Source organism: Staphylococcus sp. MB377 (genome assembly GCF_001922505.1).
Lineage (GTDB): Bacteria > Bacillota > Bacilli > Staphylococcales > Staphylococcaceae > Staphylococcus > Staphylococcus haemolyticus.
In genome coordinates this window covers 21397-41163 of record NZ_MAON01000063.1, presented here as the reverse complement: position 1 = coordinate 41163, position 19767 = coordinate 21397, and the positions used below count along the sequence as shown (strand labels likewise).

Annotated in this window: 25 protein-coding genes and 1 riboswitch; of the genes, 24 read left to right on the top strand and 1 reads right to left on the bottom strand. The window is 34.1% G+C overall.

What is annotated here, in order from left to right; genetic code table 11:
- Positions 1 to 67: 67 nt before the first annotated feature.
- The 18 genes from BB045_RS11550 (at position 68) to fabZ (ending at position 14377) form a co-directional block, all read left to right on the top strand.
- Positions 68 to 1111, top strand: a complete 1044-nt coding sequence (locus tag BB045_RS11550) for an L-threonylcarbamoyladenylate synthase (RefSeq protein WP_053025296.1) — start codon at positions 68 to 70, stop codon at positions 1109 to 1111.
- On the top strand, positions 1108 to 1524 hold the full coding sequence (locus BB045_RS11545; RefSeq protein ID WP_053025295.1) for a low molecular weight protein arginine phosphatase: 417 nt from the start codon (positions 1108 to 1110) through the stop codon (positions 1522 to 1524). The genes BB045_RS11550 and BB045_RS11545 overlap by 4 nt, the downstream gene beginning before the upstream one ends.
- Before the next feature lie 110 nt (positions 1525 to 1634).
- Complete coding sequence (locus tag BB045_RS11540) at positions 1635 to 2159, top strand: TIGR01440 family protein (RefSeq protein WP_070861608.1); 525 nt, start codon at positions 1635 to 1637, stop codon at positions 2157 to 2159.
- Positions 2160 to 2185: 26 nt separating this feature from the next.
- On the top strand, positions 2186 to 3424 hold the full coding sequence (gene glyA / locus BB045_RS11535) for a serine hydroxymethyltransferase (RefSeq protein ID WP_049426599.1): 1239 nt from the start codon (positions 2186 to 2188) through the stop codon (positions 3422 to 3424).
- Positions 3425 to 3450: 26 nt separating this feature from the next.
- Entirely contained in the window at positions 3451 to 4080 is a 630-nt protein-coding gene (upp, locus tag BB045_RS11530; RefSeq protein ID WP_037551932.1) for a uracil phosphoribosyltransferase, read from the top strand.
- A gap of 18 nt (positions 4081 to 4098) precedes the next feature.
- Complete coding sequence (gene wecB / locus BB045_RS11525) at positions 4099 to 5232, top strand: non-hydrolyzing UDP-N-acetylglucosamine 2-epimerase (RefSeq protein WP_049426600.1); 1134 nt, start codon at positions 4099 to 4101, stop codon at positions 5230 to 5232.
- A 154-nt stretch (positions 5233 to 5386) separates the two neighbouring features.
- The gene (locus BB045_RS11520) at positions 5387 to 5737 is read left to right on the top strand and encodes an ATP synthase subunit I (protein WP_037551936.1); all 351 of its coding nucleotides are present in this window, start codon (positions 5387 to 5389) and stop codon (positions 5735 to 5737) included.
- 27 nt (positions 5738 to 5764) lie between these two features.
- Positions 5765 to 6490, top strand: a complete 726-nt coding sequence (gene atpB, locus BB045_RS11515; protein WP_070861611.1) for a F0F1 ATP synthase subunit A — start codon at positions 5765 to 5767, stop codon at positions 6488 to 6490.
- A gap of 32 nt (positions 6491 to 6522) precedes the next feature.
- The gene (atpE, locus tag BB045_RS11510) at positions 6523 to 6735 is read left to right on the top strand and encodes a F0F1 ATP synthase subunit C (protein ID WP_011275238.1); all 213 of its coding nucleotides are present in this window, start codon (positions 6523 to 6525) and stop codon (positions 6733 to 6735) included.
- Positions 6736 to 6820: 85 nt separating this feature from the next.
- Positions 6821 to 7351 carry a F0F1 ATP synthase subunit B gene (locus BB045_RS11505; RefSeq protein ID WP_053025292.1) on the top strand — a complete coding sequence of 177 codons (531 nt, stop codon included), beginning with the start codon at positions 6821 to 6823 and terminating at the stop codon, positions 7349 to 7351.
- A complete protein-coding gene (locus BB045_RS11500; RefSeq protein ID WP_070580756.1) occupies positions 7351 to 7890 on the top strand; it encodes a F0F1 ATP synthase subunit delta in 540 nt (179 codons plus the stop codon). Before BB045_RS11505 ends, BB045_RS11500 begins: the two co-directional genes overlap by 1 nt.
- A gap of 20 nt (positions 7891 to 7910) precedes the next feature.
- Positions 7911 to 9419 (top strand): F0F1 ATP synthase subunit alpha, encoded by a 1509-nt coding sequence (gene atpA, locus BB045_RS11495; RefSeq protein ID WP_070861615.1) that lies wholly within the window; start codon positions 7911 to 7913, stop codon positions 9417 to 9419.
- A gap of 31 nt (positions 9420 to 9450) precedes the next feature.
- Positions 9451 to 10317, top strand: coding sequence for an ATP synthase F1 subunit gamma (gene atpG, locus BB045_RS11490; RefSeq protein ID WP_070440358.1), 867 nt, complete (start codon positions 9451 to 9453; stop codon positions 10315 to 10317).
- 21 nt (positions 10318 to 10338) lie between these two features.
- A complete protein-coding gene (atpD, locus tag BB045_RS11485; RefSeq protein ID WP_037551943.1) occupies positions 10339 to 11751 on the top strand; it encodes a F0F1 ATP synthase subunit beta in 1413 nt (470 codons plus the stop codon).
- Between the two features lie 20 nt (positions 11752 to 11771).
- Positions 11772 to 12173, top strand: a complete 402-nt coding sequence (locus tag BB045_RS11480) for a F0F1 ATP synthase subunit epsilon (RefSeq protein ID WP_053025287.1) — start codon at positions 11772 to 11774, stop codon at positions 12171 to 12173.
- A 127-nt stretch (positions 12174 to 12300) separates the two neighbouring features.
- Positions 12301 to 12534, top strand: coding sequence for a DUF1146 family protein (locus tag BB045_RS11475; RefSeq protein WP_011275245.1), 234 nt, complete (start codon positions 12301 to 12303; stop codon positions 12532 to 12534).
- Positions 12535 to 12634: 100 nt separating this feature from the next.
- Positions 12635 to 13900: a UDP-N-acetylglucosamine 1-carboxyvinyltransferase gene (gene murA / locus BB045_RS11470; protein ID WP_016931214.1), complete on the top strand. Its 1266-nt coding sequence runs from the start codon at positions 12635 to 12637 to the stop codon at positions 13898 to 13900.
- Between the two features lie 39 nt (positions 13901 to 13939).
- Entirely contained in the window at positions 13940 to 14377 is a 438-nt protein-coding gene (gene fabZ, locus BB045_RS11465) for a 3-hydroxyacyl-ACP dehydratase FabZ (RefSeq protein ID WP_016931213.1), read from the top strand.
- Positions 14378 to 14426: 49 nt separating this feature from the next.
- On the opposite strand, the gene BB045_RS11460 is transcribed toward fabZ, so the two are convergent.
- Entirely contained in the window at positions 14427 to 14870 is a 444-nt protein-coding gene (locus BB045_RS11460) for a YwpF-like family protein (RefSeq protein WP_011275248.1), read from the bottom strand.
- A 188-nt stretch (positions 14871 to 15058) separates the two neighbouring features.
- On the opposite strand from BB045_RS11460, the gene BB045_RS11455 reads away from it, so the two are divergent.
- The 6 genes from BB045_RS11455 to thiE all read left to right on the top strand — a co-directional run bounded on the left by BB045_RS11455 (position 15059) and on the right by thiE (position 19715).
- Entirely contained in the window at positions 15059 to 15457 is a 399-nt protein-coding gene (locus BB045_RS11455; protein WP_075140787.1) for a single-stranded DNA-binding protein, read from the top strand.
- 335 nt (positions 15458 to 15792) lie between these two features.
- Positions 15793 to 16500 carry a transglycosylase family protein gene (locus BB045_RS11450; protein ID WP_075140786.1) on the top strand — a complete coding sequence of 236 codons (708 nt, stop codon included), beginning with the start codon at positions 15793 to 15795 and terminating at the stop codon, positions 16498 to 16500.
- A 109-nt stretch (positions 16501 to 16609) separates the two neighbouring features.
- A riboswitch (TPP riboswitch) is annotated at positions 16610 to 16712 on the top strand.
- Between the two features lie 75 nt (positions 16713 to 16787).
- Positions 16788 to 17477, top strand: coding sequence for a thiaminase II (tenA, locus tag BB045_RS11445; protein WP_070440369.1), 690 nt, complete (start codon positions 16788 to 16790; stop codon positions 17475 to 17477).
- Entirely contained in the window at positions 17470 to 18291 is an 822-nt protein-coding gene (gene thiD / locus BB045_RS11440) for a bifunctional hydroxymethylpyrimidine kinase/phosphomethylpyrimidine kinase (protein ID WP_070440371.1), read from the top strand. The genes tenA and thiD overlap by 8 nt, the downstream gene beginning before the upstream one ends.
- Complete coding sequence (gene thiM / locus BB045_RS11435) at positions 18284 to 19075, top strand: hydroxyethylthiazole kinase (RefSeq protein WP_070440373.1); 792 nt, start codon at positions 18284 to 18286, stop codon at positions 19073 to 19075. The genes thiD and thiM overlap by 8 nt, the downstream gene beginning before the upstream one ends.
- Position 19076: 1 nt before the next feature.
- A complete protein-coding gene (gene thiE, locus BB045_RS11430; protein WP_075140785.1) occupies positions 19077 to 19715 on the top strand; it encodes a thiamine phosphate synthase in 639 nt (212 codons plus the stop codon).
- Positions 19716 to 19767 lie beyond the last annotated feature (52 nt).

Below are 19767 nucleotides of genomic sequence, written 5' to 3'. Positions count from 1 at the left end.
TCTGATAAAATTTAGATGAGTAACTTTTCATATATATGAATAAAACAATAATGAAGGAGTGAGCTTGATGAAAACTGAGATATGGGATATGCGTAATTATCAAGAATCGCCATTGGATTATCCAGAATTGGAAAATATAAAACAGGTATATAATGATGGTGGTTTAATTGCAATTCCAACAGAGACTGTTTACGGATTGGGTGCAGATGCTCGAAACCAACATGCAGTTTCAAACATATATCAAGCCAAAGGACGTCCTTCTGACAATCCATTAATTGTCCATATACATGATAAATCTCAGCTTGATCAAATTATTTCTCATTTGCCTGAAGAAGCCAAATGTTTGATGGATGAATTTTGGCCTGGACCTATTTCATTTATTTTACCTTTAAGACAGGGTTATCTTTGTGAGAAAGTAACAGGTGGCTTACAATCAATTGCGGTAAGAATGCCAAGTCATCCAATAGGAAGAGCTATACTTCAATACATTGATATGCCTATCGCTGCCCCTAGTGCTAATGTAAGTGGGCGACCTTCTCCTACAACCTTTCAACACGTTTTTAATGATTTGAATGGCAAAATTGACGGTATAGTCAATGGTGATCAAAGTGAAGAAGGATTAGAAAGCACCGTGCTAGATTGTACACAGTTTCCTTTCAGAATAGCAAGACCAGGATCAATAACACAAGCAATGCTCAATGATGTTTTACCAGGAAGTGTTGAGGATTATCATTATGACGTCAGTAGCCAACCAATAGCACCTGGAATGAAGTATAAACACTATGCCCCTGATATACCAGTAACGATGCTAACGCATCTTAGTGAACCTATTAAAACAATTAAAGAATGGAGTAATACAGCTTTTATTTTACCGGAAACTTTGAAGCAGTATGCTCCAAGTGATGCACTATTCATTAAACTTTGTAAAGATGAAAAAGATATAAGACAAGCTAATCATAATTTGTATCAAATACTTCATAGTATTGATGAAAATCCATCAATAGATCAAGCATATATTTATGCTTTTGATAAAACAGATGAATCTGAAGCAATTATGAATCGGATTATTAAAGCTACAGGTAATCACATTGTTAGAGGTGAGAACTTATGAGAATAACATTTGTATGTACTGGAAACACTTGCCGAAGTCCAATAGCCGAAAGTATCGCGAAGAAAATGCTTGTAGATGACACAATTAATTCTAGAGGACTGTTCGCGATTGATGGTCAATCCGTATCACCAGAGTCATTAGAAGTCATTATGGAGCATAATTTTCCTGAACCGACTGTAGCTAAGCAATTTAGTGAGAATGATTTGAATAGTGACTTAATTTTAACGATGACAGATATGCATAAACAACAACTGGTTTCTCATTATGGTGACAATGGTCGCATTTATCAACTCAGTGAATATGTTGGAGAAATAGGTGACATTGTTGATCCTTTTGGTGGTAGCATAGATACTTACCGTCAAACGTTTGAACAACTTCTGTATTTGATAGGTAAGTTACGTACAAATTCATAAGCCAAATATTATACAATTAGTATATGTTAAGCTTTAAATAAGTTATAATGAAGAAGTATAGCTAGTTTGCTATGCTTCTTTTTAATTATGTATTTAAGGTGGAGATTTCAATGCAAAAACTTAAAACTTTGCTTGATGAACTTAAATCGCAATCATTTTTCAATGAAAATGAAATTTGTGTGATAGGATGTTCGACTTCTGAAGTTATAGGACAGAAGATTGGTTCTGTAGGGTCAATGGAAGTTGCTGAAACAATCTTTAATGCATTAGAAGAAGTGAAACAAGATACTGGTGTTTCTTTTGCATTCCAAGGTTGTGAACACATTAATAGAGCAGTCACAATTGAACGTGAAGATTTCAACCCTCTAACTATGGAAGAAGTCACTGTTGTTCCCGATGTTCACGCAGGAGGTAGTCTTGCTACATATGCTTATAAGCATATGAATGACCCAATCGTAGTTGAACATATTTCAGTACTTAAAGGTATTGATATAGGTCAAACATTAATTGGAATGCATATTAAACACGTTTGTGTACCGGTTAGGACAAGTGTCAAACAGGTTGGTGAAGCAATTGTAACGATTGCAACCTCAAGACCTAAGAAAATCGGTGGTGAACGAGCTAAATACGAATAAGCTTGAAAGCGTAGGAGGGGATTTTTATGTCTTATATCCAAAATCAAGATAAAGCTGTCTATGAAGCGATTCAAAATGAATACAATAGACAAAATAACAACATTGAATTAATAGCATCTGAAAATTTTGTATCTGAAGCGGTAATGGAAGCACAGGGTTCTGTAATGACTAATAAATATGCTGAAGGCTATCCTGGTCGTCGCTATTATGGTGGTTGTGATTATGTAGACGTTACAGAAACAATTGCTATCGAACGAGCTAAAGCATTATTTGGTGCTGAACATGTAAATGTGCAACCACATTCAGGTTCTCAAGCAAACATGGCAGTTTATCTTGTCGCTCTAGAGATGGGTGATACTGTTTTAGGAATGAATTTAAGTCATGGTGGTCACTTAACACACGGGTCACCAGTTAATTTTAGTGGTAAATTCTATAATTTTGTTGACTATGGTGTAGATAAGGAAACTGAAAAAATTGACTATGAAGTGGTGCGTCAATTAGCGCATGAACATAAACCTAAATTGATAGTTGCAGGTACATCAGCATATTCAAGACAACTGGATTTTAAAAAGTTTAAAGAAATCGCTGATGAAGTTGGTGCTAAATTAATGGTTGATATGGCCCATATCGCTGGTTTAGTAGCAACAGGTTTACATCCAAATCCTGTTGAACATGCAGACTTTGTAACTACAACTACTCATAAAACTTTACGTGGCCCACGTGGAGGCTTAATTCTTTGTAAAGAAGAGTATAAGAAAGATATTGATAAAACAATATTCCCTGGAATTCAAGGTGGCCCTTTAGAGCATGTCATTGCAGCTAAAGCTGTTGCGTTTGGTGAAGCGCTTGAGCAAGATTTTAAAGTTTATCAAGAACAAGTAATTAAAAACGCTAAAGTACTTTCACAAACATTGCAAGAAGAAGGCTTTAGAATTGTTTCAGGAGGAACTGATAATCATTTACTTTCTGTAGATGTTAAAAATTCAGTTAATGTTACTGGTAAAGAAGCTGAAGCGACTTTAGATTCTATTGGAATAACATGTAATAAAAATACAATCCCATTTGATCAAGAAAAAGCATTCGTAACAAGTGGTATACGTTTAGGTACACCTGCAGCGACTACGAGAGGCTTTGATGAGGAAGCGTTTAAAGAAGTAGGTCGTATTATTAGCTTAGCACTAAAAAATCCTAATAATGATACTAAATTAAAAGAAGCAAGAGAAAGAGTAAGTCGTTTAACTGCTAAATATCCGCTATATGAATAATTTATAAAATTTTGGAGGAAATATAAATGAGTAAAGTACATGTATTTGATCACCCACTAATTCAACACAAATTAAGTTACATCCGTGATATGAATACGGGAACTAAAGAATTTAGAGAACTTGTTGATGAAGTAGGCATGTTAATGGCGTATGAAGTTACTAGAGATTTAGAACTGCAAGATGTAGAAATTAAAACGCCAGTAACAACAATGACTGCAAAAAGATTAGCTGGTAAAAAATTAGCGATCGTTCCAATACTTAGAGCTGGTTTAGGTATGACAGATGGTGTGTTAAATCTAGTGCCAGCGGCTAGAGTAGGTCATATTGGTCTATATCGTGATCCTAACACATTAAAAGCAGTAGAATACTTTGCTAAACTTCCACAAGATATTGATGAGAGACAAATCATTGTTGTAGATCCAATGCTAGCAACTGGAGCATCAGCAATTGAAGCCATCAATTCATTAAAGAAACGCGGTGCAAAAAATATTAGATTCATGTGTTTAATTGCAGCACCAGAAGGTGTAGAAAAGATGCAAGAGGCGCATGATGATGTAGATATTTATATTGCAGCATTAGATGAAAAATTAAATGACAAAGCATACATTACGCCTGGTTTAGGTGATGCTGGGGACAGATTATTTGGTACAAAATAGTATTTAGGAGCTTAAAGTATGAAAAAAATTATGACAGTCTTTGGTACTAGACCAGAAGCGATTAAGATGGCACCTTTAGTAAAGGCACTCGAATATGATGCTGAGTTAGAACCAATGATTGTTGTAACTGCTCAGCATCGTGAGATGTTAGATTCAGTATTACATACTTTTAACATTAAGCCACATTATGATTTAAATATTATGAAGGAAGGTCAAACACTTTCCGACATTACCTCAAGAGCTATGACGAAACTTGAAGATGTTATAAAAAAAGAGAAACCAGATATGGTATTAGTTCATGGCGACACAACTACAACATTTTCTGGTGCTCTTGCTGCTTTTTATAATAAAGTTGCTATTGGTCATGTTGAAGCAGGTTTAAGAACGCGACATAAATATACGCCATTTCCAGAAGAAGTGAATAGGCAAATGGTAAGTAATTTAGCCGATATACATTTTGCACCTACTAAAGGGGCGGCTAATAATCTACTTCAAGAAAACAAGAGTCCTGATTCAATTATTATTACTGGAAATACTGCTATCGACACACTCGAACTAACAATTCAAAAAGAATATAATTCAGATATTATAAGAAAACATCAAGGTAAACGTATTATATTATTAACTGTCCATAGACGAGAAAATGTCGGACAGCCAATGATTGATATTTACAAAGCGATGCGCAAAATTGTGGATGAATATGAAGATATCGTTATTGTGTCTCCTTTACATTTAAATCCTAAAGTAAGAGAACTAGCTTACGAGTATTTAGGAGAACATGAACGTATAGAATTAATTGAACCACTCGATGTTGTAGATTTTCATAATTTTGCAAATAAAGCATATTTAATTTTGACTGATTCAGGGGGGATTCAAGAAGAAGCCCCTTCATTAAATAAACCTGTTCTTGTTCTAAGAGATGTAACTGAAAGACCAGAAGGTGTAACAGCAGGTACTTTAAAGGTTGTAGGCACTGATTTTGATAATGTTTTTAAATCAACAACAGAAATCTTAGAAAATCAAATGATTTATGATCAAATGGCGCTAACTCAAAATCCTTATGGTGATGGCAATGCATCTTTGAGAATATGTGAGAGTATAAAATATTATTTCGGCTTAACTTCAAAAATGCCAAAATCTTTCAATTCATAAAATAATCTTAATTGTGAACATTTTTTGACAACTAAATAGTCAATTTTTACAACAATTTGAATAGAATTGACACACTATTTCCCCTATATTATTATTAAATTTGTATGAGTGGAACGGTTTGCATGGTTGTCATAAGTTAATTTGGAGGAAAAAAATGAGGCGTTTCAGCATCATATTTAAACAATTCATTCAATATTATATTTATTTTCTAATTTTATTGGGTGTATTGTATATCATTATTCCAAAACCTTTTATTCTTGGATTGATAATCGGCACAGTTGGATCTTTAATAAATACCTATATTTTCGAATTATATTTATCTCGGGCAAAACAACCAGATAATATACACATTTCTACAGGCAATACTTGGAGATACTTAGTCGCTATCATTGCGTGCGTAATATGGTTTTTATTAAAAGTTTATGTCAATATTATTGGAATAATGATAGGTCTTATGTTTTCTTATGTTTTAATCATACTACGCCCTCTACTGCTAAAGAGTTAAAATTTTAAGAACGAAAGAGGTGAGTACATGGATCACAAAAACCCACTCGTGAGTTGGAATGTGTTTGGTTTTGATCTCGTTTTCAATTTAGCAAGCATCATGATGTTAGTTATTACAGCAATCATTGTTTTTCTTATAGCAATTATTTGTACACGTAATTTAAAGAAAAGACCATCAGGTAAACAGAATTTTATTGAATGGATCTTTGACTTTGTGAGAAGCATCATTGAGAGTAATATGGCTTGGAAAAAAGGTGGTCAGTTTCACTTCTTAGCTGTAACATTGATATTATTTATCTTTGTTGCAAACATGTTAGGGTTACCATTTGCTATAGTCACTAAAGATCATTATCTATGGTGGAAATCTCCAACAGCAGATGCAACAGTCACATTGACATTGTCAACTATGATGATATTACTTACACACTATTATGGTGTGAAAATCCGTGGTACTAAGGCATACATAGGTAATTACTTCAAACCATTCTGGCCTTTAGCAATTATCAATGTTTTTGAAGAATTCTCTTCAACATTAACACTTGGACTACGTTTATACGGTAATATTTTTGCCGGTGAATTATTACTTTCATTATTAGCCGGTTTAGTTGTAAGTAGTGCTTGGGGTTGGATTATAGGTATTCCAGGTTTAATCGTATGGCAAGGATTCTCAATCTTTGTTGGCTCAATCCAGGCATATATATTTATCATGCTTTCAATGGTTTACATGTCCCACAAAGTAGCGGACACACATTAACTTAAACAAACATTTTAGGAGGAATTATTAATATGGGTTTAATCGCAGCAGCAATTGCAATTGGTTTATCAGCACTAGGCGCAGGTATCGGTAACGGTCTTATCGTTTCAAGAACAGTAGAAGGTGTAGCTCGTCAACCAGAAGCACGTGGACAATTAATGAGTATCATGTTCATCGGTATTGGTTTAGTTGAGGCATTACCTATCATCGGTGTTGTAATCGCATTCATGACTCTTTTCCAATAAGAAAATTTCATGGCGAAGTCACTTGGATCTTCGCCGTTCGTTTTATTTAATGGCAAGTGGTGATTAATTATGAAAGGAGTGTCAAATGCCAGTGAATGCATTAACTAATTCATTCGTTATAGGTGCAGCAGGTGGTGGAGTTGAATGGGGTACTGTCATTGTAACAGTTATCACATTTGCTATATTACTAGCACTACTTAAGAAATTTGCTTGGGGTCCATTAAAAGAAGTAATGGATAAACGTGAACGTGACATCAATAGAGACATTGATGAAGCCGAAGAAGCAAAATTAAATGCACAAAAACTTGAAGAAGAAAACAAAAAGACACTAAAACAAACTCAAGATGAAGTTCAACGTATTTTAGAAGATGCTAGAGTTCAAGCACGTAAACAACACGAAGAAATCATTCATGAAGCAAATATTCGTGCAAATGGTATGATTGAAACTGCTCAAAGTGAAATCAATAGCGAGAAAGAACGTGCATTAGCGGATATTAACAATCAAGTGTCTGAATTATCAGTATTAATTGCTTCTAAAGTACTTCAAAAAGAAATTTCAGAACAAGATCAAAAAGAACTTGTTGATAAGTATTTAAAAGAGGCAGGCGATAAATAATGGCAGATGTAGCAAATAAATACGCTAAAGCATTATTTGACGTCGCTATTGATAAAGATAGATTAGATTTAATGTATGACGAATTGAGTGAAGTTAGTGAAGCTACGAGAAACTATGGTGAAGATTTTAGAGCAATTGACTCAAATCCTAACCAACCAGCTTCAGAAAGACGCAAATTTGTTGGTATCATTTTTGGAGATGCTAATTATTACTTGAAAAATATGCTAATGATATTAGCTAATAATCGTCATTTAGTACTTATCAATTCAATTTTTAAAGAATTCAAAAGTTTATATAATGAATATCATAATGAAGATTCAGCAATTGTTGAATCAGTTTATCAATTAAGTGATGAAGAACTTGATCGCATTAAAGACTTAATTTTAAAACAAACTAATTTATCTCAAGTACATATTACTACGAAAATAAATCCAGAATTAATTGGAGGATTTAGAGTTAAAGTTGGTACTACTGTGCTAGATGGCAGTGTTAAAAAAGATTTAGAACAAATCGAACGCAAATTTAGAAGAGTAAACTAAAATAAAGAGGAGTGACATAGATGGCCATAAAAGCTGAAGAAATCAGTGCATTACTTCGCTCACAAATTGAAAATTATGAGTCTGAAATGTCTGTAACTGATGTTGGTACGGTACTCCAAATTGGTGACGGTATCGCATTAATTCACGGATTAAATGACTGTATGGCTGGTGAGCTAGTAGAGTTCTCAAATGGTGTTCTTGGTTTAGCTCAAAACCTTGAAGAATCAAATGTGGGTGTAGTTATTTTAGGACCATATACTGAAATTACTGAAGGCGACGAAGTTAGACGTACTGGACGTATTATGGAAGTTCCAGTAGGTGAAGAACTTATGGGTCGTGTTGTTAACCCACTTGGTCAACCTATTGATGGGCAAGGTCCTATCAATACAACTAAAACACGTCCTGTTGAGCAAAAAGCTACAGGTGTAATGGCTCGTAAATCTGTTGACGAACCACTTCAAACTGGTATTAAAGCGATTGACGCATTAGTTCCAATTGGACGTGGTCAACGTGAGTTAATTATCGGAGATAGACAAACAGGTAAAACAACAATCGGTATTGATACAATCTTAAACCAAAAAGGTTTAGATACAATTTGCATTTACGTAGCAATTGGTCAAAAAGATTCAACTGTGCGTGCAAATGTAGAAAAATTGCGTCAAGCTGGTGCATTAGATTACACAATTGTTGTTTCAGCTTCAGCATCTGAACCTTCACCATTACTTTACATTGCACCTTACTCAGGTGTAACTATGGGTGAAGAGTTTATGTTCAATGGTAAACATGTATTAATCGTTTACGATGATTTAACTAAACAAGCTGCTGCTTATCGTGAGTTATCATTATTATTACGTAGACCACCAGGTCGTGAAGCGTATCCAGGTGACGTATTCTACCTGCATAGTAGATTATTAGAAAGAGCAGCTAAACTTAATGATGATTTAGGTGGCGGTTCAATAACTGCTTTACCAATCATTGAAACACAAGCAGGGGATATTTCTGCATACGTACCAACTAACGTAATTTCAATTACAGATGGACAAATTTTCTTACAATCTGATTTATTCTTCTCAGGTGTAAGACCAGCGATTAATGCAGGACAATCAGTTTCACGTGTAGGTGGATCTGCTCAAATTAAAGCAATGAAGAAAGTAGCAGGTACGCTACGTTTAGACTTAGCTTCATATAGAGAATTAGAATCATTTGCACAATTCGGTTCTGATTTAGATGAATTTACAGCTAGAAAACTTGAAAGAGGTAAACGTACGGTTGAAGTCTTGAAACAAGATCAAAACAAACCACTTCCTGTTGAAAATCAAGTTTTAATTATTTATGCATTAACAAAAGGTTACCTAGATGATATTCCTGTAGAAGACATCACACGTTTTGAAGATGAATTGAATAGTTGGACTAAATCAAATGGTTCAGACTTATTAAATGAAATTAGAGAAACTGGTGGCTTACCATCTGATGAGAAATTTGAAGCAACTATTAATGAATTCAAGAAAAGCTTTAGCAAATCTGAATAATTAAACTTTAAATTGAAAGGGTGGTGAGATAATGGCTTCATTAAAAGAGATAGATGGTCGTATTAAATCGACGAAAAAAATGAAACAAATTACCAAAGCGATGAATATGGTATCAAGTTCAAAATTACGTCGAGCTGAAAAAAACACTAAACAATTTGAACCTTATATGGAGAAAATGCAAGATGCTATTACTGCAATTGCAGGTGCTAGTAAAAATTCTAGTCATCCTATGCTTAGACCTAGACAAGTTCAACGTAGTGGCTACCTAGTTATTACAAGTGATAAAGGCTTAGCAGGTGCTTATAGTTCAAATGTACTAAAACGACTTATTAATGATATTAAAGAAAAGCATTCTAGCAGTGACGAATATAGTATTATTGTATTGGGTCAATCTGGTGTTGATTTCCTTAAAAATAGAGGTTATGAAATTGAGAATTCACTTGTTGAAGTTCCTGATCAACCTTCATTTAAATCAATACAAGCAATTGCTAAACATGCGATTGACTTATTCAGTGAAGAACATATTGACGAATTAAAAATTTATTACAGTCACTATGTTAGTGTTCTTGAAAATAAACCAGCAACTAAACAAGTTTTACCATTATCTCGTGAAGATTCTAGCCAAGGTCAAGGCCAAATGTCTTCATATGAATTTGAGCCTGATAAAGAGTCTATCCTAAGTGTTATTCTTCCTCAATATGTTGAAAGTTTAATTTATGGAACGATTTTAGATGCTAAGGCTAGTGAACATGCAGCGAGAATGACTGCAATGAAAAATGCTTCTGATAATGCAACTGAACTTATTGATGACTTATCATTACAATATAATAGAGCTAGACAAGCTGAAATCACTCAACAAATCACAGAAATTGTTGGTGGTTCCGCAGCACTTGAATAATAATTAAAAGGAGGAAACAACATGAGTAATGGCCGTGTAACTCAGGTTATGGGTCCTGTTATTGACGTTCGTTTTGAACATAATGAAGTACCTGAAATTAATAACGCCTTAATCATCGAAGTTCCCAAAGAAGATGGTACTTTTGAATTAACGCTTGAAGTTGCATTACAACTAGGTGATGACGTTGTTCGTACAATTGCCATGGATTCAACAGATGGTGTTCAACGTGGTATGGAAGTTCAGAACACTGAAAAAGACATTTCAGTACCAGTTGGCGAAGTAACTTTAGGACGTGTATTTAACGTATTAGGTGACACAATTGATTTAGAAGATAAATTAGATGGTTCAGTAAGACGTGATCCAATTCATAGACAATCACCTAATTTTGACGAATTATCTACTGAAGTAGAAATTCTTGAAACTGGAATCAAAGTTGTAGACTTATTAGCACCATACATCAAAGGTGGTAAAATCGGTCTATTTGGTGGTGCCGGTGTTGGTAAAACCGTTTTAATCCAAGAATTGATTAATAATATCGCACAAGAACATGGTGGTATTTCAGTATTTGCTGGTGTAGGTGAACGTACACGTGAAGGTAACGACCTATATTATGAAATGAGAGATAGTGGCGTTATTGAGAAAACAGCAATGGTATTTGGTCAAATGAACGAGCCACCTGGTGCGCGTATGCGTGTGGCACTTTCTGCATTGACAATGGCTGAGTATTTCCGTGATGAACAAGGACAAGACGTTCTGTTATTCATCGATAACATTTTCAGATTTACTCAAGCAGGTTCAGAAGTATCAGCATTATTAGGACGTATGCCATCAGCTGTAGGTTATCAACCTACTTTAGCTACGGAAATGGGTCAATTACAAGAACGTATTACATCAACGAATAAAGGTTCAGTAACCTCAATTCAAGCTGTATTCGTACCAGCCGATGACTATACTGACCCAGCGCCAGCAACTGCATTCGCTCACTTAGATGCTACAACTAACTTAGAACGTAAATTAACTGAGATGGGTATCTATCCTGCCGTGGATCCTTTAGCATCTACATCAAGAGCGTTAGAACCAGCAATTGTTGGTCAAGAGCATTATGAAGTGGCACGAGATGTCCAATCAACACTTCAAAAATATAGAGAATTACAAGATATCATTGCTATTTTAGGTATGGATGAGTTATCAGAAGAAGATAAATTGACTGTAGAACGTGCACGTCGAATTCAATTCTTCTTGTCACAAAACTTCCATGTAGCAGAACAATTCACTGGTCAAAAAGGTTCATACGTTCCTGTTAAAACTACAGTAGCTGATTTTAAAGACATTTTAGATGGTAAATATGACCATATTCCTGAAGATGCTTTCCGTTTAGTTGGAAGTATGGAAGATGTCATTGCCAAAGCAAAAGATATGGGTGTTGAAGTCTAAACAATTAGGAGGTATAGATAATGAGTACAGTTAATCTTGATATTGTCACTCCTAATGGTTCAGTCTACGAAAAAGATGACGTTGAATTAGTTGTTTTTCAAACTACAGCTGGTGAAATGGGTGTCATGAGCGGGCATATTCCGACAGTTGCCGCATTAAAAACAGGCCATGTAAAAGTAAATTTTAGAAATGGTACTGAATATATAGCTGTTAGTGGTGGCTTTGTTGAAATTAGACAACATAAAATATCTGTCATTGTTCAAACAGCTGAAACTGCAAGTGAAATTGATGTAGAACGAGCTAAATTAGCTCGTCAAAGAGCACAATCTCATTTAGAAGATCAGGATAACAGTGATATAAACAGAGCTAAAAGAGCGTTGGCAAGAGCTGAAAACCGCTTACGCGTAGCAGAATTAAAATAATTAAAAAGGTTTGGAAACTAACTTTAGTTTTCAAACCTTTTTTATGTTGTATCATAGTCACGATTAGTATCATTCTGTGCTTATTTAATGTACAATATAGTACAGAAATCTAAAAGGAGAGAATGTCATGGATTATATTGGACAATTTGCAATAGTACACTTAATTTTACATGTTCTGTGTATTTGCATAGCTTATTGGGCATTAAACTCTCTAAAATTAGATCAATTTTTTAAAAAAGGCTATGCTACTCAAGTACAAGTTTGTCTAATGTTTTTAGCAGTATTATTGGGTACAGCTGTCAGTAATTTTTTAATTGATTTATTACAATTCTCAACACAAGTGAAATTTTTATTTCAATAATGAGTTTATTGTAAATTCTTTTTAAAAATGGATATAATAAATAATTGATTGAAAATCGGGAAATGATGATAGTAATAGGAGTTTAAAGTGGAGGATTATTATGGATAAAATAGTTATAAAAGGTGGCAATCGCCTAACTGGAGAAGTTAAAGTTGAAGGAGCTAAAAATGCAGTTTTACCAGTACTAACTGCATCACTGTTAGCATCAGAAGGTCAAAGTAAACTTGTTAACGTTCCAGATCTAAGTGATGTTGTAACAATAAATAATGTGTTATCAACATTAAACGCTAATGTGGAGTATAACAAAGAAGAAGGTGCCGTATTAGTTGATGCATCTACAACATTAAAAGAAGAGGCACCTTATGAATATGTTAGTAAGATGCGTGCAAGCATATTGGTTATGGGTCCTTTACTAGCTCGATTAGGACATGCCATTGTCGCATTACCAGGTGGTTGTGCAATTGGTGCACGACCAATAGAGCAGCATATTAAAGGTTTTGAAGCTCTAGGTGCTGAAATTCACCTTGAAAATGGAAATATTTATGCTAGTACAAAAGATGGTTTAAAAGGTACAGATATTCATTTAGATTTCCCTAGTGTAGGTGCAACTCAAAACATTATTATGGCTGCTTCACTTGCAAAGGGTAAAACAGTAATTGAAAATGTTGCTAAAGAACCTGAAATTGTTGATTTAGCAAATTATATCAATGAAATGGGTGGTAAAGTTACCGGAGCTGGTACTGATACTATTACAATTCATGGTGTCGAAAAATTAAGAGGTGTTGAACATTCAATTATTCCAGATAGAATTGAAGCAGGTACCCTTATCATAGCTGCTGCAATTACACGTGGTGATGTATTTGTTCGAGACGCTGTGAAGGAACACATGACTAGTTTAATTTATAAACTAGAAGAAATGGGTGTTAATTTAGATTTCCAAGAAGATGGTGTAAGAGTCACTGCTGAGGATGAACTTAAACCAGTTGACGTTAAAACATTGCCACATCCTGGATTCCCAACAGATATGCAATCACAAATGATGGCGTTATTATTAACAGCTGAAGGTCATAAAGTGATAACTGAAACAGTCTTTGAAAATAGATTTATGCATGTTGCCGAATTTAGACGTATGAATGCAAATATTACTGTAGAAGGCAGAAGCGCTAAAATACAAGGTAAGAGTCAATTACAAGGTGCTCAAGTTAAAGCAACGGATTTACGTGCAGCTGCGGCATTAATATTAGCTGGTTTAGTAGCTGAAGGTACAACTCAGGTTACTGAATTGAAACATTTAGACCGTGGTTACGTTAATTTCCATGAGAAATTAAAATCATTGGGTGCTAACATTGAAAGAGTAAATGATTAATAAGATATTTTTCGTATAAACTTCTGGAGGACTTACATTATGGAAACAATTTTCGATTATAATCAAATTAAACAAATCATTCCACATAGACAACCATTTTTACTAATAGACCGTGTAGTTGAATATGAAGAAGGCAAAAGATGTGTGGGCTTAAAACAAGTATCTGGTAATGAGCCTTTTTTCCAAGGACACTTTCCAGATTATGCTGTGATGCCTGGCGTACTAATTACTGAAGCTTTAGCTCAAACAGGAGCTGTTGCTATGCTAAACAGTGAAGAGAATAAAGGTAAAATTGCTTTATTTGCTGGTATTGATAAATGTAGATTTAAAAAGCAAGTAACTCCTGGTGATACTTTAATGTTAGAAGTAGAAATTACTAAAATTAAAGGTCCGATTGGAAAAGGTACAGCTAAAGCAACTGTTGATGGACAATTAGCTTGCAGTTGTGAACTAACTTTTGCAATTCAAGATGCTTAAATAATCAAAAATTGCCTCCTAACTTAATAAAGTGTTAGGAGGCAATTTTTTATTCTCTCTCAAATTTTTCTTCTTTAAGTTTTGGTTTTGATTGCATCATTCGATTGAATGTTATTTTTAACTCTTCACCAGAAAGACCTTCATCAATTAACTGTTCTAATAAACTCTCTGCATATACTTGACGTAAAGTATAAATATGACAGTCAAATACTATTGACATTGTTGTTTCGAATTCAGAAATGCTTTTAATTGTGGCATCAAATAAAGCGGGATCATTTGAAGGACGCGTTATCACGACTCTAATGTCCAATAAAGTTTGATCATCATAATATTTTTTCATTGTCTCATAATGTGCATTTGAAATGACAACCTCTAAGAGCCAACCTGTGCCACTATTTTCTTTATTAATGATTACACCATCTTCTAACTCGAATTCAGTTATTCCACCATTTTCGTTAACGATTTGAAAACGTACAGCTTTAAATGTCTTCACTTCATCACATCCCCAAAAAAATTTGAAATTATGCAAAAAATGAAATTATTAATAATCAAATATGAGTTTTACAATTATTTTCTTTAAATATATCAAACTTTGTGTAATAAGAGGAATAAAAATATTAAAAATAGAATTTTGACGCCTAAATTATAAATGAATAATATAGTTATAGAAGGAGGTGACACATGCTAAATAAAATTGTGATAGTAGGTCGATTGACCAAAAAGGCACAAATATTTGAAAACGAGGAGGTGAAGATAGCTACGTTCTGTGTTGCAACTGAACGTAATTATAAAGATGAAAATAATGAAATAGCTTGTGATTATATTTTTTGTAAAGCATTTGGTAAAACAGCAACAAATATAGAATCATATACAGACCAAGGCACTTTAGTTGGTATTACAGGACAAATGAGATCTCGTAAGTACGATAAAGATGGCCAAACGCACTTTGTGACTGAATTATATGTTGAAACAATTAAATTTATGTCCCCTAAATCTAAAAACGATAATATTTTTCCTAACACCTCATATGATGAAGACGCTTATTCCTTTGATCACCTTGAAGTGATTGATGTTAAATAATCTTCTAATAACTCCATCCCTATTTACTATAAAAACTTCTTTTAATTATACTCATGGCCTCTCTTATATAAAGAATTTATAAGGGAGGCTATTAAATTACCCGTTTAATTATCTGAAAGATTTCATAAATATTACAAAGAAAAGATGTTTATATACCTATTCAAAGCTGTCATGATAGTTTGCAATTGAAATAATTATGGTTTTACTAATGTAATTTCTATGTAAAAAAGTCCTGTCTTTTTTTATTTCACTGTAACCTACTATGATTTTATGGATGTTAAAGTGGTACTTGTAAAATTAATTAAGACACAAACATTCTTAGGAGGATATATATTATGAAAAAGACAATTATTGCTTCATCATTAGCAGTAGGTTTAGGAGTAGTTGCTGGCAACGCTGGACACGCAGATGCGAGCGAAGCTCAAGTAAATAAAGCAGAATTAGCTCAATTAGCTCAATCAAATGATCAATCATTAAATGATAGCCCTATTCAAGAGGGTGCTTACAATGTAACTTTTGATTATGAAGGTTTCACTTATCATTTTGAATCAGATGGTACTAACTGGAGTTGGAACTATGCACAATCAGGTCAAGCTTCTCAACAACAAGATGTAAGTGCACAAGTTTCAACTGTTTCTAATCAAACTTCAGCTGAACAAGTTGGTTCTCAACAACAATCTAGTCAAGTTCAACCAACTCAAACTCAACAAGCACCTCAAACTGAACAAACACAACAACCACAAACTGAAGCTACAACTTCTAACTCAAGTTCTTCAAATAACAATGCTTCAAATGGTTCTTCTGTAAATGTTAACAGTCATTTACAACAAATTGCACAACGTGAATCTGGTGGCGACATTACTGCTATCAACCCAAGTTCAGGTGCAGCAGGTAAATATCAATTCTTACAATCTACTTGGGATTCAGTAGCTCCTGATGAATATAAAGGTGTTTCACCAGCACAAGCTCCTGAACACGTACAAGATGCTGCAGCAGTTAAATTATATAACACTGCAGGCGCTTCACAATGGGTAACTGCATAATATAGTAATTTAATCATTTAAAGTAAGAGTGGAACAGTGAATTTTGTTCCACTCTTTTTTGTTTTGTTTGATAAAACGCAGTCATTTTGATATTGTTAAATTAATAAATTAATGCTACTAGGGGAGCCATAGTAAATGGCTGAGATGATTAATTCAGACCCTTATAACCTGATTTGGTTAGTACCAACGTAGGAAAGTAGTTATGTAAATGTTACGTTCTCTTTATTGAATGATAGCTACATTTCTACGTTGAAATGTAGCATTTTTTAATTTTAAGGAGGATTAATATGACATTTTCAACTGAGATTAAAGAGGCTGCGCAACCTATTATTGAAGAAATTTATAATGATGGCTTTATACAAGACCTATTAAAAGGGGATTTAGATGCTCAAGCAGTACGTCAATATTTAAGAGCAGATGCGTCATATTTGAAAGAATTTACAAATTTATATGCACTTCTTATCCCAAAAGCGCCATCAATGAAGGATGTTAAATTTTTAGTTGAACAAATTGAATTTATGCTTGATGGTGAGGTTGAGGCACATGAAATCCTAGCAGATTATATCAATGAACCTTATGAAGAAATTGTTAAAGAAAAAGTATGGCCACCTAGTGGAGATCATTACATTAAACATATGTATTATCACGCATATGCTCATGAAAATGCTGCGTATACTATAGCTGCAATGGCACCTTGTCCTTATGTATATGAAGTAGTAGCTAAAATGGCATTAGAGGATCAAAACCTAAATAGAGATTCTGTTACAGCAAAATGGTTTGATTTCTATAGTACAGAAATGCGACCATTAATTGAAGTATTTGATAATTTATTAGATAAATTAACAACAAATTGTACAGAACAAGAGAAGAAAGATATTAAAGAAAGTTTCTTACAAAGTACCGTACATGAACGTAATTTCTTTAATATGGCTTATATTAATGAACAGTGGAACTTCGGAGGCGATAAAAATGCATAAACCCAAAATTGCTTTAACAATTGCAGGAACCGATCCATCAGGTGGCGCTGGTGTGATGGCCGATTTAAAATCATTTCATGCCTGTGGCGTCTACGGTATGGCAGCGATTACAAGTATCGTTGCGCAAAACACTAAAGGCGTTCAACATATCCATAATCTTGAGACAAGTTGGGTACAAGAACAATTAGACAGTGTCTTTAATGATGAATTACCACATGCTATTAAGACAGGCATGATTGCAACTCATGAAACAATGGAGTTAATCCAACATTATTTGAAACAACACTCAGATATTCCATACGTTATTGATCCAGTTATGCTTGCTAAAAGTGGTGATTCACTCATGGATGATGATACTAAGAAACATTTACAGAATACATTACTACCTTTAGCAGATGTCGTCACACCTAATATTCCTGAAGCAGAGGAAATTACAGGTATCAAACTAGACACTGAAGAAAATATACGAAAAGCTGGTAACATATTTATTAACGAGATAGGTAGTAAAGGCGTCGTAATAAAAGGTGGGCATTCTACTGATTTAAACAATGCCAAAGATTTCTTGTTTACTAAGGATGATGTATATACTTTTGAAGATCAACGCTTTGATACAAAACATACTCACGGCACCGGATGTACATTTTCAGCGGTAATTACTGCAGAACTTGCAAAAGGTAAATCAATCTATGAAGCGGTAAAAAAAGCTAAGAAATTTATTTCATTAAGTATTCAATATACGCCAGAGATTGGTCAGGGTAGAGGGCCGGTAAACCATTTTGCCTATATGAAGAAAGTAGGTTTAGATGATGAATAACTTAGAACGTTTGAGACAAGAGAACCCTCTAGTTGTGTGTTATACAAATGATGTCGTGAAGAATTTTACAGCCAATGGTTTACTCAGTATCGGCGCGAGCCCAGCAATGAGTGAAGCACCTGAAGAAGCGAGAGAATTTTATAAAGTCGCTGGTGCATTACTTATTAATATTGGCACGATGACTAAAGCAAATGAACAAGACATATTGGAAATTGGTAAAATTGCGAATCAACAAGGAACACCGATTGTATTTGATCCAGTGGCAGTTGGTGCATCTTCATATCGTAAAGCATTTTGCCAAAAATTCTTATCAGAAGTGAAAGTATCAGTAATTAAAGGAAATGCCTCAGAAATTTTAACGTTAGTAGATGCGACTACAACGATGAAAGGTACAGATGGTGAAACTGACTTAGATGTTGTTGAAATAGCTAAGAGAGTCCATGAGGAATTGAATACAGCCATCGTGTTAACAGGTAAAGATGATGTTGTTGTCCAAGGTGGCAAAGTTGTCAAGTTATCTAATGGGTCACCTTTATTAGCTAAAATTACTGGTGCTGGATGTTTACTCGGTGGTATTGTAGCGAGTTTCTTATTTAGAGAAGAAAATCCAACACTACAAGTGTTAGAAGAAGCAGTGAGCATTTATAATATTGCAGCTGAACTTGCTGAAAAGGATCAACAAGTGAATGGACCAGGTACATTTTTACCCAAACTATTAGATCAAATGTATAACATTGACTTTAATACTTACCAACACCAAGTCAAAAGACAAGAGGTTGAATAATATGTTTAATTCATCATTATTAAACGTTTATTTTATTTGCGGTACGCAAGATGTTCCAGAAGGAAAAGATATTAGAGTAATACTAAAGCAAGCTTTAGAAGCTGGAATTACCCTTTTTCAATTCCGTGAAAAGGGGCCAACATCATTAGATGGTGTTGCGAAAGAAGATTTAGCAATTGATTTATTAAAACTATGTCATGACTATCAAGTACCATTTATTGTAAATGACGATGTTGATTTAGCTGAAAAAATAAATGCAGACGGTATTCATGTAGGGCAAGATGATGTAAATGTGAAGTCTTTTGCTGAACGTTTTAGAGATAAAATCATTGGGCTTAGCATTAGAAATGAGAAAGAATATTACCATTCGGATTTAGAACATGTTGATTATATTGGAGTTGGACCTATGTTTGCAACAATCTCTAAAGATGATGCTAACGCACCAGTAGGTCCTTCAATGATTGCTAAATTAAAGAACATCAATCCTTCGTTACCAATGGTAGCAATTGGAGGCATAACAGAAGACAATATTGAACCTATTTCTCAAAATGGTGCAGATGGTGTTTCAGTTATTTCAGCGATTGCACGTAGTCATAATATTGACAAGACTGTTACTAAAATGAAAAGTTATTTCAAATAAATAATAAAATTTTTCTTTTTTTGTTTTCCAGTACACGGTTACTATGATAAAA

Bases quoted from the DNA above. Each gene is read 5' to 3' on its own strand.
- BB045_RS11550 (WP_053025296.1), top strand. From the start codon at position 68: ATGAAAACTGAGATATGGGATATGCGTAATTATCAAGAATCGCCATTG.
- BB045_RS11545 (WP_053025295.1), top strand. From the start codon at position 1,108: ATGAGAATAACATTTGTATGTACTGGAAACACTTGCCGAAGTCCAATA.
- BB045_RS11540 (WP_070861608.1), top strand. From the start codon at position 1,635: ATGCAAAAACTTAAAACTTTGCTTGATGAACTTAAATCGCAATCATTT.
- glyA (WP_049426599.1), top strand. From the start codon at position 2,186: ATGTCTTATATCCAAAATCAAGATAAAGCTGTCTATGAAGCGATTCAA.
- upp (WP_037551932.1), top strand. From the start codon at position 3,451: ATGAGTAAAGTACATGTATTTGATCACCCACTAATTCAACACAAATTA.
- wecB (WP_049426600.1), top strand. From the start codon at position 4,099: ATGAAAAAAATTATGACAGTCTTTGGTACTAGACCAGAAGCGATTAAG.
- BB045_RS11520 (WP_037551936.1), top strand. From the start codon at position 5,387: ATGAGGCGTTTCAGCATCATATTTAAACAATTCATTCAATATTATATT.
- atpB (WP_070861611.1), top strand. From the start codon at position 5,765: ATGGATCACAAAAACCCACTCGTGAGTTGGAATGTGTTTGGTTTTGAT.
- atpE (WP_011275238.1), top strand. From the start codon at position 6,523: ATGGGTTTAATCGCAGCAGCAATTGCAATTGGTTTATCAGCACTAGGC.
- BB045_RS11505 (WP_053025292.1), top strand. From the start codon at position 6,821: ATGCCAGTGAATGCATTAACTAATTCATTCGTTATAGGTGCAGCAGGT.
- BB045_RS11500 (WP_070580756.1), top strand. From the start codon at position 7,351: ATGGCAGATGTAGCAAATAAATACGCTAAAGCATTATTTGACGTCGCT.
- atpA (WP_070861615.1), top strand. From the start codon at position 7,911: ATGGCCATAAAAGCTGAAGAAATCAGTGCATTACTTCGCTCACAAATT.
- atpG (WP_070440358.1), top strand. From the start codon at position 9,451: ATGGCTTCATTAAAAGAGATAGATGGTCGTATTAAATCGACGAAAAAA.
- atpD (WP_037551943.1), top strand. From the start codon at position 10,339: ATGAGTAATGGCCGTGTAACTCAGGTTATGGGTCCTGTTATTGACGTT.
- BB045_RS11480 (WP_053025287.1), top strand. From the start codon at position 11,772: ATGAGTACAGTTAATCTTGATATTGTCACTCCTAATGGTTCAGTCTAC.
- BB045_RS11475 (WP_011275245.1), top strand. From the start codon at position 12,301: ATGGATTATATTGGACAATTTGCAATAGTACACTTAATTTTACATGTT.
- murA (WP_016931214.1), top strand. From the start codon at position 12,635: ATGGATAAAATAGTTATAAAAGGTGGCAATCGCCTAACTGGAGAAGTT.
- fabZ (WP_016931213.1), top strand. From the start codon at position 13,940: ATGGAAACAATTTTCGATTATAATCAAATTAAACAAATCATTCCACAT.
- BB045_RS11455 (WP_075140787.1), top strand. From the start codon at position 15,059: ATGCTAAATAAAATTGTGATAGTAGGTCGATTGACCAAAAAGGCACAA.
- BB045_RS11450 (WP_075140786.1), top strand. From the start codon at position 15,793: ATGAAAAAGACAATTATTGCTTCATCATTAGCAGTAGGTTTAGGAGTA.
- tenA (WP_070440369.1), top strand. From the start codon at position 16,788: ATGACATTTTCAACTGAGATTAAAGAGGCTGCGCAACCTATTATTGAA.
- thiD (WP_070440371.1), top strand. From the start codon at position 17,470: ATGCATAAACCCAAAATTGCTTTAACAATTGCAGGAACCGATCCATCA.
- thiM (WP_070440373.1), top strand. From the start codon at position 18,284: ATGAATAACTTAGAACGTTTGAGACAAGAGAACCCTCTAGTTGTGTGT.
- thiE (WP_075140785.1), top strand. From the start codon at position 19,077: ATGTTTAATTCATCATTATTAAACGTTTATTTTATTTGCGGTACGCAA.